Here is a 15743-nt window from a genome sequence, read left to right on the forward strand (position 1 = left end):
GCCCCTGGACGGGCCCGCCCTCTCGATGGAGGTCGGGCCCGGACCACATTCCAGACGACGAAGAAAGGAGCCGAAAGATGCCCGAGACCGAACCTGAGAACATGCCCGATGGCGCACCCGTCGCCCGGCGAACTCTGTTGGGCATGCTCGGCGTCGGCGCGGCGGGGCTGATCACGGCGCCTTACCTACAGTCGGGCTGGGAAGGCTTGCTGGCCAAGGCTTCCCAGAATGATCCGACCGGCCTCACCGGACTGCTCCCGAACCCGGGCGGGTTCCGCTACTACAACGTCGTCCGCTCGGTTCCGCGCAAGGGCGAAACCGACTACGAGCTGAAGATCGACGGCCTGGTGGACCGGCCGCGGACCTACACCCTCGCGGACCTGCGCGCATTGCCGCAGACCCGCGTCGTCCACGACGTGCAATGCACCGACGGCTGGCGCGTCGAAAGAGTGCCCTTCGAGGGTGTGAAGCTGTCCGACCTGCTGGACGACGCCGGGGTCGGTACCGGAGGTAAAGCCCTGAGCTTCAACTGTTTCGACGGCGCGTACACCGAGAGCCTCACGCTCGAGCAGGCCCGGCGCTCCGACGTCCTGGTGGCCCTGCGGATGCAGGACGCGCCGATCACGCACGAGCACGGCGGCCCGGTCAGGCTCTACGTGGCGCCGATGTACTTCTACAAGTCCGCCAAATGGCTATCGGGCATATCGGTCACCAGCCGGGTCGTTCCCGGCTACTGGGAGGAGCGCGGATACGACGTGGACGGCTGGCTCGATGGCAAGAACTGAACCGCGCGGCGGTGTGCGGCGGTTCACGAGAGCCGAACGAATGGTCCACCGCACCACCGCAGCACTGATGCTGCTATGCGCGACAACCGCAGCCTTCCTCTATATCGGGCCTTTGGCTCGACTCGTTGGTCAACGAAACATCGTGGCGACCATCCACGAGTGGTCGGGCGTCCTACTGCCCGTGCCGGTCCTGCTGGGATTGTTCTCGCCCGCCTTCCGCGCCGACCTCCGCAGGCTGAACCGCTTCGCACCGTACGACCGGCGCTGGCTGAGCGCGGTCCGTCGGGGCCTGACCAAACCGGCGGACCGTCCCGCCGGCAAATTCAACGCCGGGCAGAAGCTCTACGCAGGCTGGATCGCCGGTGCCGTGCTGGTGATGATGTCCACGGGTCTGCTGATGTGGTTCATCCATCTGCTCCCTGCCATCTCCCGGACCAGCGCGATCTTCGTACACGACGTCTTCGCGTGGTCCATCGCGGCAGTCCTGGCCGGCCACATTCGAAAGGCGTTCCAGGACCCGGAGGCCCGGCGTGGCATGCGGACCGGCCACGTCGACCGGGACTGGGCGGACCAGCAGCATCCCCGATGGCTGGCCAGAAACGAAAATGGTCCGGAACCAAAAGGTTCCGGACCATTTCGCTAGTAGCGGGGACAGGATTTGAACCTGCGACCTCTGGGTTATGAGCCCAGCGAGCTACCGAGCTGCTCCACCCCGCGTCGGTGTGAGGACAACATTACACACACCTGGGCGTAGAACGTAAATCGTCTGGTCAGAGGGCGTTTTTCGGGCGAAAACCGCGTACCGGGCGGGGTGCGGGGGGTGCGAAGACCTTCGCTGGATGTCCGGTTCACGCGTGCGTCTCCACAAAAAGTGTGTGAAAACGTGACTCACCTCACAGTTGATCAGTGACTTAGGACACATCACGGGTAGATAACAGACCGATCGGATTATGCAAATACAGCATAGCTAACCTGCATCAATGGCATTTCAAGCGTTATTCGCTTCATGCAATTCTGAAGTTATCAAGACGTGATCTGTCGAGATTCATTCGTTACCGTCAATCTCGGCCCGGACCAAACCGTGATGGGCTTCGAACCGAACCGCCGCACGCCGGAAACCCTGTCCCGCGGTTAGGTGCCACGACCCCCTGGGGACAGGGACACAGCGAGAAACCGCTGGTCGGTGAGCGCAGGGAGGGACATCGCATGAAACAGAACCGGAAGATCAACACCCGCGTCCTCGGCCTCGCGGCCGTCACCAGCGCCCTTGTTGCCGTCCCGTTCGGCTTCTCCGCAACCGCTTCGGCCGCCCCGACTCACGACTGGGACGGCGTTGCCCAGTGCGAGAGCGGCGGCAACTGGGGCATCGCCACCGGCAATGGCTACTACGGCGGTCTGCAGTTCACGCAGAGCACCTGGGCGGCCAATGGTGGTGCCGGCTCGCCCGCCAATGCGAGCAAGGCAGAACAGATTCGCGTGGCCGAGAATGTGCTCGCCACCCAGGGCGTCGGCGCCTGGCCGGTCTGCGGCCAGTATCTGCGCACCGGCGTCACCGAGCCCGAGCCGGAAGTGGCTCCCGCCCCCGAGCCCGTCGTGGCTCCCGTCGCCCCCACCGATCGCCAAGCTCTCATCGAGCAGGCCAAGAGCGTCGGCGGAGGTCTCGCCGACCAGTTCGGCGTCACGGGCGAGTACAACCAGATCCTCAATCAGAACGCGGCCCTCATCGAGTCCTGGGGTCGCTGACACCAAGCCTCCTTCCCATACCGGAAGAAGCGAAAGGGTGCTGCCGTCAATGGAGACGGCAGCACCCTTTTGTTGTGAACAACCCTGCGCTACAGGCTAATTGCCTGCCTTCTGGTAGCTGTTCACGGCAGTCTGGAGTTGCTCCAGCGCCTTGCCCAGAGCGCCCAGATCACCGGACTTCTGCGCATCGGACACCGCCTTGAGCGCATCGTTGATCTGCTGCACCGCCGCGTCCTTGCCGGACGAACCGGTCGAGGGCTGACTGGGCGGCGGGTTGGCATTGCCCTGGTTCGCGGGCGGCTGGGTGGTCGCCGCACTGCCCGGCGAGCCGGGTAGCACCGCGTTCAGGGCTTCCTCGACGGTCGCACCCATGCCGACCTTGTCCTGGTAGCTGGCCAGCACCTTCACCAGCTGCGGGAACGCCGGCGCATTCTGGGTGCCGGTATTTCGTTCCAGATACCAGGGTTCGACATACAGGATTCCGCCGTCACCGTAGGGCAGCGCCAGCAGATTGCCCATGCGGATCTTGTTGGAATTGCCCGTGGTCAGCAGGTTCCGGGCTTGCGACACATTGCCGTCCTGGGTGATGGACGACTGCGTCTGCCCCGGACCCGGTGTCTGCGAATCGTTCGGCAGACGCATGACTCGGAGCTTGCCGTACTTGCCTGGATCCGAGGGAGCCATCAGATAGGCCGACAGGAACTGGCGCTTGTAGCCGACCATCGCACCGGTCAGCGCAAACGTCGAACCGCCCTTCGGATCACCCAGCTGCACGTAGTACGGCGGCTGATGCAAGCCCGCGGCCGCACCCTCCTGGGTCGGATCGTTCGGCACCGACCAGAAGGCGTTGTTGGTGAAGAACTCTCGCGGATCGTTCACGTGGTACTTGGACAGCATCTCGCGCTGCACCTTGAACAGGTCCTCGGGATACCGCAGATGCGCTCGCAGATCATCGGTGATCGCGCTCTCCGGCTGCACCACGTTCGGGAACACACCCATCCACGCCTTCAGCACCGGATCGGTCTTGTCGAACTCGTAGAGCTTGACCGTGCCGTCGTAGGCGTCGACGGTCGCCTTCACCGAGTTGCGGATGTACGAGACCTCCTTGCGCGGCAGCAACCGGCCGGTGGTCTGGTCGATGCTGTCCTCAGTCACGCCGTCCAGCGAGGTGCGCTGGGCGTACGGGAAGTTGTCGAGGGTGGTGTAGGCGTCGACGATCCACACCATGCGACCGTCCACCACCGCCGGATAGGTCTCCCCGTCGGCGGTCAGCCACGGCGCGACCTTCTGCACTCGATCGCGCGGATTGCGATTGAAGATGATCTTCGAATCGGATCCGATTGCTCCCGAGAACAGGATGTTGCGCTCGGCGTACTTGGCCGCGAAGGCCAGGCGGTTGAACCAGTTGCCGATCGGCACGCCGCCCGCGCCGTTGTAGGTGTACTGCAGATCCTGCGAATCGTATTCGCGCGGAGCCTGATTGTTGGCCCCGACGATCGCGTAGTCCGAATCGGTCTTGGAGATCAGCTCGCCGTAGTAGATGCGCGGTTCCTTCAGCGGGATGGCCTGCTCGGCCTCCGGCGTGAACAAGTCGCTGACCGTCTTCAGATTGCCGACATTGAAGACCGGGTAGCCGTAGCCGCCGGAGTTGTTGTTGCCGGTATTGCCGGCCGCCTCCTTGTCCTCCTTCGGCGGCGCGGCGTTCACCTGGTTCGCCGGGGCGGCGACGAAACCATTGCCGTGCGTGAAGACGGTGTGCTTGTTGATCCAGTCGGTCTGGTTGCCGGTCAGGTTCTGCGGCACCAGTTCTCGCGCGGCGACAACGAAGTCACGCATCTCGTCACCGACCTTGTAGCGGTCGACGTCCAGCGGATCCGGGAAGCCGTAGAAGTTCTGCAACTGCTGATTGCGCTGCACGAACGTCTGCGTCATCAGGTTCGGATCCAGCAGGCGGATGTTCTTGATCGTCTCCTGATCGACCGCGGACACCTTGCCGTCCGGGGTCGGCTGGGCCACGCCCTTGTAATCGGTGTACTCGATCTTGTCATCGGTGAGCCCGTACGCCTGCCGCGTCGCCGCGATATTGCGCTCGATATAGGCGCTCTCCTTGGTGGCCGCGTTCGGGCGCACCGAGAACTGCTCGACCAGCAGCGGCCACACCGCGCCGACCAGCACCGAGGACAGCACCAGCAGCGCCGCCGCCATGGCCGGAATCCGCAAGTCGCGCAACACCACACCGGCGAAGAACGCCACCGCGCAGATCACCGCGATGGATAGCAGGATCAGCTTCGCCGGTAGCACCGCGTTGATGTCGGTGTAGGAACCGCCGGTGAAGGTCGGATCCTTGCGGGTGCTCGACAGCAGCGCATACCGGTCGAACCAGTACGCGATCGCCTTGAGCAGCACGAAGAGTCCCGCGATGATCGCCAGTTGGACCCGCGCCGAATTGCTCAGCGAGCCCTCCCGCCCGGCCAGCCGCAGACCGCCGAACACGTAGTGCGTCACCAGATTCGCGAAGAACGCGATCACCACGGCGACGAACAACCAGTTCAGGATCATGCGATAGAACGGCAGGTCGAAGGCGTAGAAGCCGACGTCGAGATGGAACTGCGGATCCTGCTGGCCGAACGTGCCGCCATGCAGGAACAGCTGAACCGTCACCCAGCTCGACTGCGCCACCAGACCCGACAGCACGCCGATCAGCAACGGAATCCCGAGGCCGAACAGCCGCAGCCGGCTCATGACGGTGGTGCGGTAGCGCGCGATCGGATCACCCGGACCCGAAGACGGCACGAAGACCGGCCGCGAGCGGTACGCCAACAGCAGCGCCACCCAGATGATGGCCGCCACCACCACCGTGACCACCAGGAACAGCAGAGTTCGAGTCAGCAACACCCGGTGATAGACGCCTCGGAATCCCACCTCCCCGAACCACAGCCAGTTGGTATAGGCGTCGGTCAGGCGAGGCCCGACCAGTAACAAAGCCGCCAGCGCCAAGGCCGTCACCAACAGCACGCGGCTGCGACGGGACAGCGAAGGTAAGCCGCTCGGGGGGCGCATGCCCACGATGCCACTCTCCCAGGGTCCGGCGACGCCCGCGCCGAGTTGACCGGCCGGTGCGCCGCAGTCCGATGATGCGAGTTGGTCCCAGGGGACCATTCGCGCCCCACTCTACGTAAAACGCCCGACATTGGACCCAACACCTGCCACCTCGAGTGCTTGGCAAGCGCCGCAGACCCATTCACACCGGCCTGGCTACCGTCGAGCGAGCCTGTTCCACCCGCGATCGGGACGGCCGCGTCACGATGCGAGGATTGCGGGGTGAACCCTGAGGCCTGGGCCGCATCCGCCCTGTACCGGTGCATCCGCGAAGTCGCCGAGTATGTCGACGGCGAGGGCTGGAACCGCCCGCCGCAGATGTTCGCGCTGGTGCCGACCGTCGACCTGGTCGCGGCCGAACCCGCGCTGTTGGATCAGCTCGATTCCGAGGACGCGTTGACTCCCATTGCGCAGGAACCGTTCCCGGAGGACCTCACCGGATATTCCATGGCCCTGGACGCATTTCTGGCCACCACCAGCTGGCCGCAGTCGGTCGAGGGCTGCGTGCTGGTGCAGCAGATCGTGGTGCTGCCGCCCGCCGCCGAGCAGACCCTCGACGACGCCATCGAACCGCTGCTCGCCGATCCGGAAGCCGCCGACCTGGCCGGTCGTCAGGCCGCCGTCGCCCATCCGGATCGCCGCGACGCCCGGCTGTTCGTCGGCGTGTTGCGCAACGGCGCCTCGCTATCGCTGATCCAGGTCCGTCCGGCCGAGCACGAGGAGGATCCGTTCGGCGACCTCGAGCTCCGCACCGCACCCAATCTGGCGTCGAATCTGGTCGAGGCGCTGCGCAATACGCTCGAGAACGATCCCGACGACTTCTGATCGCAGGCCTGAAACGACTGTGCCCCGCTACCTCGGGTAGCGGGGCACAGTCGTCTTCGAGTCACTATCCGCAGCTGGGCGCGTCCTTGCCCGCCTTGATGTCGTCCAGGGCCTGCACCGCGCCACCGAGGTTCTCGACCTTCACCAGGCGCAGGCCGTCGGGGGTGCGCTGGGCGGCCTCATTGCAGTTGAGGGCGGGGACCAGGAAGGTCTCGGCACCGGCCTCACGGGCGGCGATCATCTTGTACTGGATGCCGCCGATGGGGCCGACCTTGCCGTCGGGATCGATGGTGCCGGTGCCCGCGACGAACTTGCCACCGCTGAGCTCGCCCGGGGTGAGCTTGTCGATCAGCGCGAGGGTGAACATGAGACCCGCGGAGGGACCGCCGATTTCGGCCAGATTGAAGTCGACCTGGATCGGCCCGCCCGCGAATTCGCCCGGCGTGATGCCCAGATAGCCCTTCTCGGCGTCGTTCGGGCGCGCACCGAGGGTGATCTCGGCGGTCTGCTCGACGCCGTCGCGGCGGAACACCACCGGAATCGCGGTGCCGGGCTTGGCGGAGGACACCGCCGCCACCACATCCTTGGCGGTCGAGATCGGCTTGCCGTCCACGGTGACGAGCTCATCGCCCTTGCGCAGCACGTCCTTGGCGGGCCCGTCCTCGGTGACATTGGTCAGCCGGACCACGGTCGGCAGCTTCAGATAATGCAGCGCCGCCAATTCGGCATTGTCTTCGGAGTTCTTGAACTCCTGCTGGTTCGATTTGTCGATCTCGTCACGTGAGACGCCGGGCGGGTATACCTCCGCGCGCGGCACCAATCCATGATCGCCGCTCACCCAGAGGCCGAATGCCTCGAAGATATTCAGCTGATCGCGAACGGACACCGTCGTCATATTCAGATTGCCGGTGGTCGGATCGAGCTGCGCATTCCGCACTTCGACCACCGGTTTTCCATTCACCTCGCCCAGGGTGTTGAAGGTCGGCCCAGGTCCGAGCGCCACGAATGGAACATGGACGGCGCTGCCCACGAGCCCCAGCACCAATACGGGGATCAAGGCGGCCAGCAGGGTGAATATCCGACGGTTCACGCGGCCAAGGGTACTGGTGATGCCGGTGATTGCCGCGCTTGCTCGGCGGTTCGCGGTGTCCGCGGCTCCAGTACCGTGGTGGGTATGAGTAACCCCCCGTTCGGATTCTCGAACCACGACGACGACCCGGAGCGCAAGCCCGGCGACGAGTCCAGTGGTTCCGGTGGAAACGACCCGTTCGGATTCGGTATCGGCGGCCCGGGCGGCGGCGGATTCGATCCGTCCCAGCTCGGCCAGATGCTCTCGCAGCTCGGCCAGATGTTCACCAGCATGAGCCAGCCCGGCGGCGCCGGGGCGGGTCCGGTCAATTACGACATCGCCAAGCGGCTCGCCCGCCAGCAACTCGGCTCGAGCGTGCCGCCGATCGCGGATGGCCAGCAACGCGCCGTCACCGATGCCGCGCACCTCGCCGAGCTCTGGCTGGACGCGGCCACCACCTTCCCCGCCGGGGCCACCAAGACCACCGCGTGGACCGCCAATGACTGGATCGAGGAGACGCTGCCGACCTGGAAGCGGCTGTGTGATCCGGTGGCCGAACAGGTTTCCGGCATGTGGACCTCCGCGCTGCCCGCCGAGGCCCAGCAGTTCGCGGGCCCGATGGTCGGCATGCTCGGACAGATGGGCGGGCTCGCCTTCGGTTCGCAGCTGGGCCAGGCGCTCGGCCAGCTCGCCAAGGAGGTACTGACCTCCACCGATATCGGCCTGCCGCTCGGCCCCGGCGGCACCGCGGCGCTATTGCCCACGGCCATCGCGGAATTCAGCGCCGGGCTGGAACAGCCCGAGAGCGAGATCCTGGTGTACCTGGCCGCGCGCGAGGCCGCGCATCAGCGGCTGTTCTCGCATGTGGCGTGGCTGCGGCCGCAGGTGCTGGGCGCGGTCGAGGATTACGCGCGCGGCATCAAGATGGACTTCTCGGCCATCGAGCAGGCCGCGGCCGGACTCGATCCAATGGCGCTGGCCCAGGATCCCTCCAAGCTGGAGGAACTGCTCTCGCAGGGCACCTTCGAACCACAGACCACGCCCGAGCAAAAGGCCGCGCTGGAACGACTCGAAACCCTCCTCGCACTGATCGAGGGCTGGGTCGAGACCGTGGTGACCGATGCGGTCGGCGACCGGCTACCCGGTGCGGGTGCACTGGCCGAGACACTGCGGCGGCGGCGCGCCACCGGCGGACCGGCCGAACAGACCTTCGCGACCCTGGTCGGGCTGGAACTGCGGCCGCGCAAGGTGCGGGAGGCCGCGGCGCTGTGGCGGCGGCTGACCAGCGATGCCGGGGCCGAGAAGCGCGACGGCGTGTGGGCACATCCGGACCTGCTTCCCGACTCCGCCGATCTGGATTCGCCTGCCGGATTCATCGATTCGGTGCTGGGCGGCGGCGCGGCGGTCTTCGACGACCCGCTGGCGCAACTGGCCGAGACGGAGGCGCGCGAGCGCGCCGAGAAGGCCGAGAAGGAAGGCAAGGCGGACCTCGAGAAGAAGCCCGAGGAGCCCGGCGATGCCGAAGGTGACGCGAAGTCCTGAGTTTCCGGGCCTCGCCCGAAGCTGTGGATAGGGTCAAGCCCCTTCTCGTGACTTGTGGATAACCCGCGAAAGCGCTGATGGATAAGCGTTTCCGCGGGTTTTCCCGTATTCGGGGCCGCGCACACTGGCGACATGACCACGCTCACGCGGAACCACGGACCGATGCTGCATCCTCGAATCACGGTGCTGGTGCGCCGAAATGGCGCTGTTCAGCTCGGCTGGGATCCGAGTACCGCGGTCATCCTGCAACCACCCGGCCCCGCCGAAGCGATGCCCGCCTTCCTGCGGCTGCTGGACGGCATGCGCACCCAGCCCGAGATCCTGTGGCAAGCCAGGGCATTGGGCTTCGACGGCGAGGCCACCCAGTCCCTGCTCGATGAGATGGCGTCCGCGGGCCTGCTGGCGCACGACGAACCACGCTCGCGACTGCGCACCGTGCGGGTGCACGGGCGCGGGCCACTGTCCGATGCGCTGGCGGAGGGCCTGCGCCGGATCGGCTTGCGCCCCAGCCGTTCCAGCGAACGTGACACTGCCGAGCCGCGGGATGGCATACCCGAATTCGCGCGACCGGACCGGCCGGAACTGGTGGTGCTGGCCGATGCCTTGGTGCCGGATCCGGCGCTGGTGGCGGAGTTCATGGAGTACGGAGTTCCGCATTTGCAGGTGCGGATGCGGGACGGGCGCGGGGTGGTCGGCCCGCTGGTGCTGCCCGGCGAGACCAGCTGTCTGCGCTGTGCCGATCTGCACCGCTGCGATCGAGATCCGGACTGGCCGCACCTGAGCGCGCAGCTGCTGGGCCGGGTCGGCTACGCCTCCACCGCGGGCATCGCCGCCGCGACCGCACTGGCATTGCAGGAGGTCGAGACCATTGCGCACGGCAGCGCGGAACACCCACCCGCCACCCTGAACACGACCCTCGAATTGGATCTGGATTCTCCGCACATCGATCACCGTCCGTGGCCGGTACATCCGAATTGCGGCTGCCTCCAAGGCGAAAATAGCGAAAACGAGTGGGTGTGATGGATACCACTACCGCCCGCCACCTCCGAGAACACCCGATTCCCATGGCGCACCGTCTGGGACATCGGCATGATGGGAACGTGTCAGAGATTGTGAGCAAGCGCTCCTCCCGCAATGCCAAGTTGGCCAAGATTCCACTCGGCATCGCGGGACGGGCGGCCGTGGGATTCGGCCGCAAACTGGCCGGGGGCGACAAGCAGGAAATCAATGCGGAACTGAATCAGAAGGCCGCGGAACAGCTGTTCGCGGTGCTCGGTGAGCTCAAGGGCGGGGCCATGAAGTTCGGGCAGGCGCTGTCCGTCATGGAGGCCGCGGTGCCGGAGGAATTCGGCGAGCACTACCGCGAGGCGCTCACCAAATTGCAGGCCGCCGCGCCGCCCATGCCCGCCAAGGACGTGCACAGGCAGCTCGATCAGCAGCTGGGAACCGGCTGGCGGCAACGCTTCCGGGAGTTCGACGACTCCCCCACCGCCTCGGCCAGCATCGGCCAGGTGCACAAGGCCGAATGGTCCGATGGGCGCATTGTCGCGGTGAAGGTGCAGTACCCGGGGGCGGACGACGCGCTGCGCGCCGATCTCAAGACGCTCAACCGCATGGCGGGCATGATCGGCGCGATGATTCCCGGCGCGGATGTGAAGCCGGTGCTGGCCGAAATCAGCGAGCGCACCGAGGAAGAGCTGGACTATCGCATCGAGGGTGGGCATCAGCGGCAGTTCGCCAAGGCCTTCGACGGGCATCCGCGTTTCCTGGTGCCGAAGGTGGTGGCCAGTGCGCCGAAGGTGATCGTCACCGAGTGGCTGGACAATGCCACCCCGGTCTCGAAGATCATCCAGCAGGGCAATGCGGATCCGGCGGGCACCGTCGAACTGCGCAATCGCGTCGCCGGGCTGATGGGTGAATTCCATTTCAGCTCACCGTCGATCGCGGGCCTGCTGCACGCCGACCCACATCCCGGCAATTTCATGATGCTCGAGGACGGCCGCCTCGCCGTCATCGACTACGGTGCGTGCGCGCCGCTGCCCAATGGCTTCCCGCCGATCCTCGGGCAGATGGTGGCATTGGCCGTCGAGGAGCGCTTCGACGAGCTCACCGCCCTCATGCACGACCACGGCTGGGTCATCCCCGGTAAGACGGTGAGCCATCAGGAGCTTCAGGATTACCTGCGCCCCTTCACCGATCCCATCCAGACCGAGACCTTCCACTTCACCCGCCGCTGGATGCAACGGGTGGCGGGCAAGGCCACCGATATCTCCGCCCCGGAGATGAAAACCGCTCGAGCCCTCCAGCTTCCCGCCGAGCACGTCATGATCTTCCGCGTACTCGGCGGCTCGATCGGCATCTGTGCTCAGCTCGACGCCGAAATGCCGTTCATGAAGCTCATGCAGGACTGGGTGCCCGGCTACTCCGAGTACCGGACCGCCAGCTGAACACGAGGTAGACCACCACACCGGTCAAGGCCGTCATGGTGACCCCGCTGCCCAGCAGCAATCGCAGGTCAGCGGGGAAAGCCTGGTAGAGACCGGGTGTCAGGATCGGGAGCAGGCCCGCGGTGAGCGCCGCCGTCGCGGTGATCAGCACCCGATCCGAGCTCAGGTCCACCCGATCGAACATGCCCAGCCCCGCCACGATGATCATGGCGAAGGCAATGGCGGCGGTCCCGCCCACCACCGGCCCGGGCAGCGAGTTCACGATTCGCCCGATCGGCGCGAAAAACGCTGCCACCGCGAGCAATACGCCGGTCAGGGCGGTGACATAGCGGCTGCGCACATCGGTGAGCCGGATGAGCCCGATATTCTCCCCACTGGTCACCATGGTCGGCCCGCCGAGCACTCCGGACAGCAGCGAAGACACCGCATCCCCGCGAATGGTGCGCCCCACCGTCACTCCGGTATCGATCTGCTTGCCAACGACTTCCGCGTTCAGGACCGTCTGCCCGGTCGCTTCCGCCATCGAACCGAGCCCGAATACCAGCAGCGGAACCGCCGCCAGCAGATCGAAATGTGGTGTGCCGAACGGAAACAACTCCGGCGTCTGCACCAGCGCCGACCCGGATTGCAGATGGAAGCGCCCGATAGCGGCCGCAACAGCTCCACCGACCGCCATGCCGAGCAGCACCGACAAGCGCCGCCACCCCACGGGCAGCACCCGGTGCAGCACCACGGTCGCCCCGATGGTCACACCCGCGAGCCCCACCGCCCACATCGGCGTCGACCCGCCCGACCCGGCGATCAATCCACCGGCCACCTTCACCAGATTCACGCCGATGACCACGATCATGCAGGCCATCACCACGGCGGGCAGCCGCGTCACGAATCGCCGGGCCACCGGCACCAGCGCGACCCCCGCCACCGCCGTAATGATCACCGCCCCACTGGCAGTGGCCGGATTCGATTCCTGCGCAATCTGAATGAACAGCACCACCGCCGCTCCACCCGGCAGCATGACGAAGGGCAGCCCCGCCCCGAGCCCGAATCGCCCACTGGATTGCAAGATCGTCCCGACGCCACAGCACAGCAGCACCGCACTCAAGAGCGCCCGAGCACTCGAATCATCCAGATGCAGACTGCGACTGATCAATAACACCGAAGCGATCGGCGTCGCCGCCATCACGACCAGATGCTGCACCGCCCCAGCCAGCATGCGCCCGACCGGCGGCACCTCGTCCACCGGATGTACGCCCGCAGCAGATCCCGGGGTGGTGGCCTCGAGGTTCGCGGTGCTCATCGGCCCTCCAGCCACGGGATGTCTTCGGCGGCATAGCGGTAGGCGCGGAAGATGGCGTTGGAGAGGCCGGGGAAGACCTGGGCAGTGTCGGGGTCCGGGTATTCGGTGAAGGAGGGCACCACGTATTCCCAGCAAATCTGCTGCGCGGGAGTCACTTCGAAGATTCGTCCGAAGGCGGCTTCGGTGATGAGGGTATTGCCGTTGGGGAGGCGCTGGGCTCCGCCCATGTAGGGGGTGAAGAAGGACTCACGGTGGGGATCCTGGTATTTCCAGGTGATTTCGCCGGTGGTCGCGTCGAGTTCGATCACTCGGCTGTAGGTGACGGATTCGCCGGTGCGGAAGGTGCCATTGTCGAAGATCAGGATCTTGTTGTCGCCCACCGGCGTTGCGTGATGCTGCTGCGCGACGGTCGAGCGATCGGCGAGCTTCGTGTACTCGCCGGTGCGACGGTCGATGAGGATGACCGCCGAGACGCTGCGCAGACTGGCCACGACGGTGTGCTCGTCGAGCGGGTACACGCTATTGATCAAGGGCCAGTGTTCGCGCCAATAGTGCGGCTGTAGACCGAATTCCGCGGGATTCAGGTGCTCGAACGCCTTCCACTCCCAGAGGGGCGTGCCGTCGGCGGCTACCTCGCGAATGGTGTCGGCCCAGACGATGCCGTCGGCTTCGGTGCCCGGTACGCCGCCTTCGACGCGTGCGGCCGCGGCACCGGTCAGGGGTTCGACGGCGGTGTAGAGGATGCGGCCGTCGTCGTAGTGGTGGGCGTCATGATGCTGGAGGTCGTCGCGGAATTCGCTGAGCAGCACGCCCTTCGGGTCGTATTTGCCCATCGAGCCGCCGCTGTACTTGCGCCACATGGCGAACAGCGGCGGAATCGCCAGGGTCGCACCGTTGTAGGCGAGTACGCCGTCGGCCAGAATCCGCGCATGCCGACCCGGGCGGTGCGGCAGGTTCCACCGGTGCACCGATTCGCCCTTCACATCCACCAGGTCCACCAGGCCGCGCCCGGCCAGCGGCGCGTACAGCGTGTAGCCGGGCGAGACCAGCTCCGGGTCACTATCGATCAGTCCGGTGCCCCGGCGCTTGAGCGTGTTCTGCTCCACCACATCTCCTAAACATTCAGTGATACTGAATATTCAGTAGGATGGGTCACGGGAGAAGACTTCGGTTCACCGTGACGTTAAAGCTGGGTTTCAGACCATTCGCCCCGATAATGAGGCCGGACGGAGAGGCTGGGTGTGCAGAACGAGGCGACGCAGGGACAACGCTGGCAGCGGCTGGGCGATGTGGTGCACCATCGGCGGCTCACCGCCAAGCTGACCCTCGCGCAACTGGCCGAGCAGACCGCGCTGTCGCAGTCCTTCCTCAGTCAGCTGGAGAACGGGCGGACCAATACCAGCCTGCGTTCACTCCAGCGGATCGCCGACGCCTTGCAAACCACGGCCACCGAACTGCTTTCGGAGGCCGACACCGCGCCGAGCGACGTGGTGGTGCGTGCCGGTGACGACACCGGCCTCACCCAAGCCGAACGCGATGGCTCGGTGCGCTCCCTCGTACACGGCGGCCGCGACCTTCGAGCCCTCGAGTTCACCGGCGGCAAGGACCGCGGCGAACGCGAATTCGCCCATGACAATGATGAATTGATCTATGTGGTGCGCGGCGCGATCACGGTCGCGAGTTCGGACGAGGAGATCACCCTGTCCACCGGCGACACCTACTACTGCGCAGCGGGAACGAAGCACCGCTGGTGGGCGCACACCGATGACACCGTCACCCTCATAGTGGCGGTCGCCGACGGAATGGCCGTGCGCCGCCGCCCGCACCGGCCGCGCGCCTGACCCGCGACACCGCGAATCTCCCTCAGACGCAAAACAACCCGCTTACCGACGAGGTAAGCGGGTTGTATGCGTTCATGGCCCCCGGCGCTCAGGCCGGTCATGCCACCGCGACCTTGCGTGGGCGACCACGCGGGCGCTTGCGGGCGATCACGACACCCTGGTCGAAGATCTCACCGCCCCAAACACCCCACGGCTCAGCGCGATCGATCGCGGCGGACAGGCAGCCCTGCCGGATGGGGCAAGCCGCGCACAGCGTCTTGGCCTCTTCCAGCTGGGCAGGGCTCTCGGCGAACCACAGATCAGGGTTGCCGTCTCGGCAAGGCAGGGACATGGTGACTCCCCGGCGGATGCGGGTAGTCGGGGCCACGGTGTTGCGGCATGTCATGCGGTCACGGATAACCGGGGTAGACACGTCGTGCTCCTTCAGCTCGTGCAGCGGTCGTTTCTTGTGGAAGTACTGCATTTGTCTTCCGCGAAACCGGTGCCGCCGGCTGAGGGGCCGGGGATAAAACTATGGCCACGGTTTCGCTTCGAGGCGATCCGTGGCCAGAAGGTCTGGGAGTTGTCCCTTACCTGAGTCGACTTCGGTGTCGACTACTGATCACGGTCGCTGGGGGGTGGGTCGGGCGGAGGCGGGCTGCCCGCAGTTCTGCCGGGTTGTGTCCGGTTTCGACTGCGAAGGCGTCGGTAGCCGCATAGGCGAATACCGGGTGCCAGCCGCCGTTGGGCTTGTCCTGCTTGATCACGATCTGCTCTGTCGCTTGGGATTTGGTTGCAAAACCCATAAGAACAAGATCGCGCTCGACGCGGGACAGACGAATCCCCTGCTGCATGGCTGCGAGGATCCCCCGGGAGGCGGACATGACGTTCACAGCACTCGCCGTCGCCAAATCGCCGGTACTACCGGTAATCGAGATGTTCACTGCGTTGCTCATCGGTCTGCCTCCCTCCTGTACTCGTTGCTGGATCGGTTTATATGCGCGCCGGGATGTCCTCCCGAGTGCATGAGACCACCCTAGGGAGATATACGAATGCGCACAACCTATTTTTGACCAGCGGTTTTGGGGGGTTGCGTAGTTCACATCGAGGGCCATG

General features: G+C 65.7%; 14 protein-coding genes and 1 tRNA gene. 8 read left to right on the top strand and 7 right to left on the bottom strand.

Annotation, left to right across the window (positions count from 1 at the left end):
• Positions 1 to 77 precede the first annotated feature (77 nt).
• Both AB0N05_RS17120 and AB0N05_RS17125 read left to right on the top strand, forming a co-directional pair.
• On the top strand, positions 78 to 785 hold the full coding sequence (locus AB0N05_RS17120; protein WP_364694250.1) for a molybdopterin-dependent oxidoreductase: 708 nt from the start codon (positions 78 to 80) through the stop codon (positions 783 to 785).
• On the top strand, positions 772 to 1428 hold the full coding sequence (locus AB0N05_RS17125) for a cytochrome b/b6 domain-containing protein (RefSeq protein ID WP_364694253.1): 657 nt from the start codon (positions 772 to 774) through the stop codon (positions 1426 to 1428). The genes AB0N05_RS17120 and AB0N05_RS17125 overlap by 14 nt, the downstream gene beginning before the upstream one ends.
• On the opposite strand, the gene AB0N05_RS17130 is transcribed toward AB0N05_RS17125, so the two are convergent.
• Positions 1429 to 1502 (bottom strand) — tRNA-Met (locus tag AB0N05_RS17130). It lies immediately after the preceding gene.
• Positions 1503 to 1991: 489 nt separating this feature from the next.
• On the opposite strand from AB0N05_RS17130, the gene AB0N05_RS17135 reads away from it, so the two are divergent.
• Positions 1992 to 2528 (top strand): transglycosylase family protein, encoded by a 537-nt coding sequence (locus AB0N05_RS17135; protein WP_364694256.1) that lies wholly within the window; start codon positions 1992 to 1994, stop codon positions 2526 to 2528.
• A 96-nt stretch (positions 2529 to 2624) separates the two neighbouring features.
• On the opposite strand, the gene AB0N05_RS17140 is transcribed toward AB0N05_RS17135, so the two are convergent.
• A complete protein-coding gene (locus tag AB0N05_RS17140; protein ID WP_364694631.1) occupies positions 2625 to 5594 on the bottom strand; it encodes a UPF0182 family protein in 2970 nt (989 codons plus the stop codon).
• 255 nt (positions 5595 to 5849) lie between these two features.
• Between AB0N05_RS17140 and AB0N05_RS17145 the strand changes: the two genes are divergently transcribed.
• A complete protein-coding gene (locus AB0N05_RS17145) occupies positions 5850 to 6452 on the top strand; it encodes a PPA1309 family protein (protein WP_364694259.1) in 603 nt (200 codons plus the stop codon).
• 64 nt (positions 6453 to 6516) lie between these two features.
• Here the strand turns inward: AB0N05_RS17145 and AB0N05_RS17150 are convergent, their stop codons facing one another.
• Positions 6517 to 7542, bottom strand: a complete 1026-nt coding sequence (locus AB0N05_RS17150) for a PDZ domain-containing protein (RefSeq protein WP_364694262.1) — start codon at positions 7540 to 7542, stop codon at positions 6517 to 6519.
• An 84-nt stretch (positions 7543 to 7626) separates the two neighbouring features.
• Here AB0N05_RS17150 and AB0N05_RS17155 point away from each other — a divergent pair, with 84 nt between their 5' ends.
• The 3 genes from AB0N05_RS17155 (at position 7627) to AB0N05_RS17165 (ending at position 11510) form a co-directional block, all read left to right on the top strand.
• The gene (locus AB0N05_RS17155; protein WP_364694265.1) at positions 7627 to 9063 is read left to right on the top strand and encodes a zinc-dependent metalloprotease; all 1437 of its coding nucleotides are present in this window, start codon (positions 7627 to 7629) and stop codon (positions 9061 to 9063) included.
• A 132-nt stretch (positions 9064 to 9195) separates the two neighbouring features.
• Positions 9196 to 10083: a TOMM precursor leader peptide-binding protein gene (locus AB0N05_RS17160; RefSeq protein ID WP_364694268.1), complete on the top strand. Its 888-nt coding sequence runs from the start codon at positions 9196 to 9198 to the stop codon at positions 10081 to 10083.
• A gap of 44 nt (positions 10084 to 10127) precedes the next feature.
• Positions 10128 to 11510 (top strand): AarF/UbiB family protein, encoded by a 1383-nt coding sequence (locus AB0N05_RS17165; RefSeq protein WP_364694634.1) that lies wholly within the window; start codon positions 10128 to 10130, stop codon positions 11508 to 11510.
• Here AB0N05_RS17165 and AB0N05_RS17170 read toward each other — a convergent pair.
• Positions 11461 to 12807 carry a solute carrier family 23 protein gene (locus tag AB0N05_RS17170; RefSeq protein WP_364694271.1) on the bottom strand — a complete coding sequence of 449 codons (1347 nt, stop codon included), beginning with the start codon at positions 12805 to 12807 and terminating at the stop codon, positions 11461 to 11463. The two genes, AB0N05_RS17165 and AB0N05_RS17170, sit on opposite strands and share 50 nt — an antisense overlap.
• Positions 12804 to 13913 (bottom strand): aryl-sulfate sulfotransferase, encoded by a 1110-nt coding sequence (locus AB0N05_RS17175; RefSeq protein ID WP_364694274.1) that lies wholly within the window; start codon positions 13911 to 13913, stop codon positions 12804 to 12806. The genes AB0N05_RS17170 and AB0N05_RS17175 overlap by 4 nt, the downstream gene beginning before the upstream one ends.
• 135 nt (positions 13914 to 14048) lie before the next feature.
• On the opposite strand from AB0N05_RS17175, the gene AB0N05_RS17180 reads away from it, so the two are divergent.
• Complete coding sequence (locus tag AB0N05_RS17180; protein ID WP_364694277.1) at positions 14049 to 14648, top strand: helix-turn-helix transcriptional regulator; 600 nt, start codon at positions 14049 to 14051, stop codon at positions 14646 to 14648.
• Between the two features lie 97 nt (positions 14649 to 14745).
• Here the strand turns inward: AB0N05_RS17180 and AB0N05_RS17185 are convergent, their stop codons facing one another.
• Together AB0N05_RS17185 and AB0N05_RS17190 are read right to left on the bottom strand one after the other, a co-directional pair.
• Positions 14746 to 15033, bottom strand: coding sequence for a WhiB family transcriptional regulator (locus AB0N05_RS17185; protein ID WP_364694637.1), 288 nt, complete (start codon positions 15031 to 15033; stop codon positions 14746 to 14748).
• A 184-nt stretch (positions 15034 to 15217) separates the two neighbouring features.
• Positions 15218 to 15583, bottom strand: coding sequence for a hypothetical protein (locus AB0N05_RS17190; protein WP_364694280.1), 366 nt, complete (start codon positions 15581 to 15583; stop codon positions 15218 to 15220).
• Positions 15584 to 15743: the final 160 nt, after the last annotated feature.

The sequence above is a fragment of the Nocardia sp. NPDC051030 genome (assembly GCF_040683015.1).
Lineage (GTDB): Bacteria > Actinomycetota > Actinomycetes > Mycobacteriales > Mycobacteriaceae > Nocardia.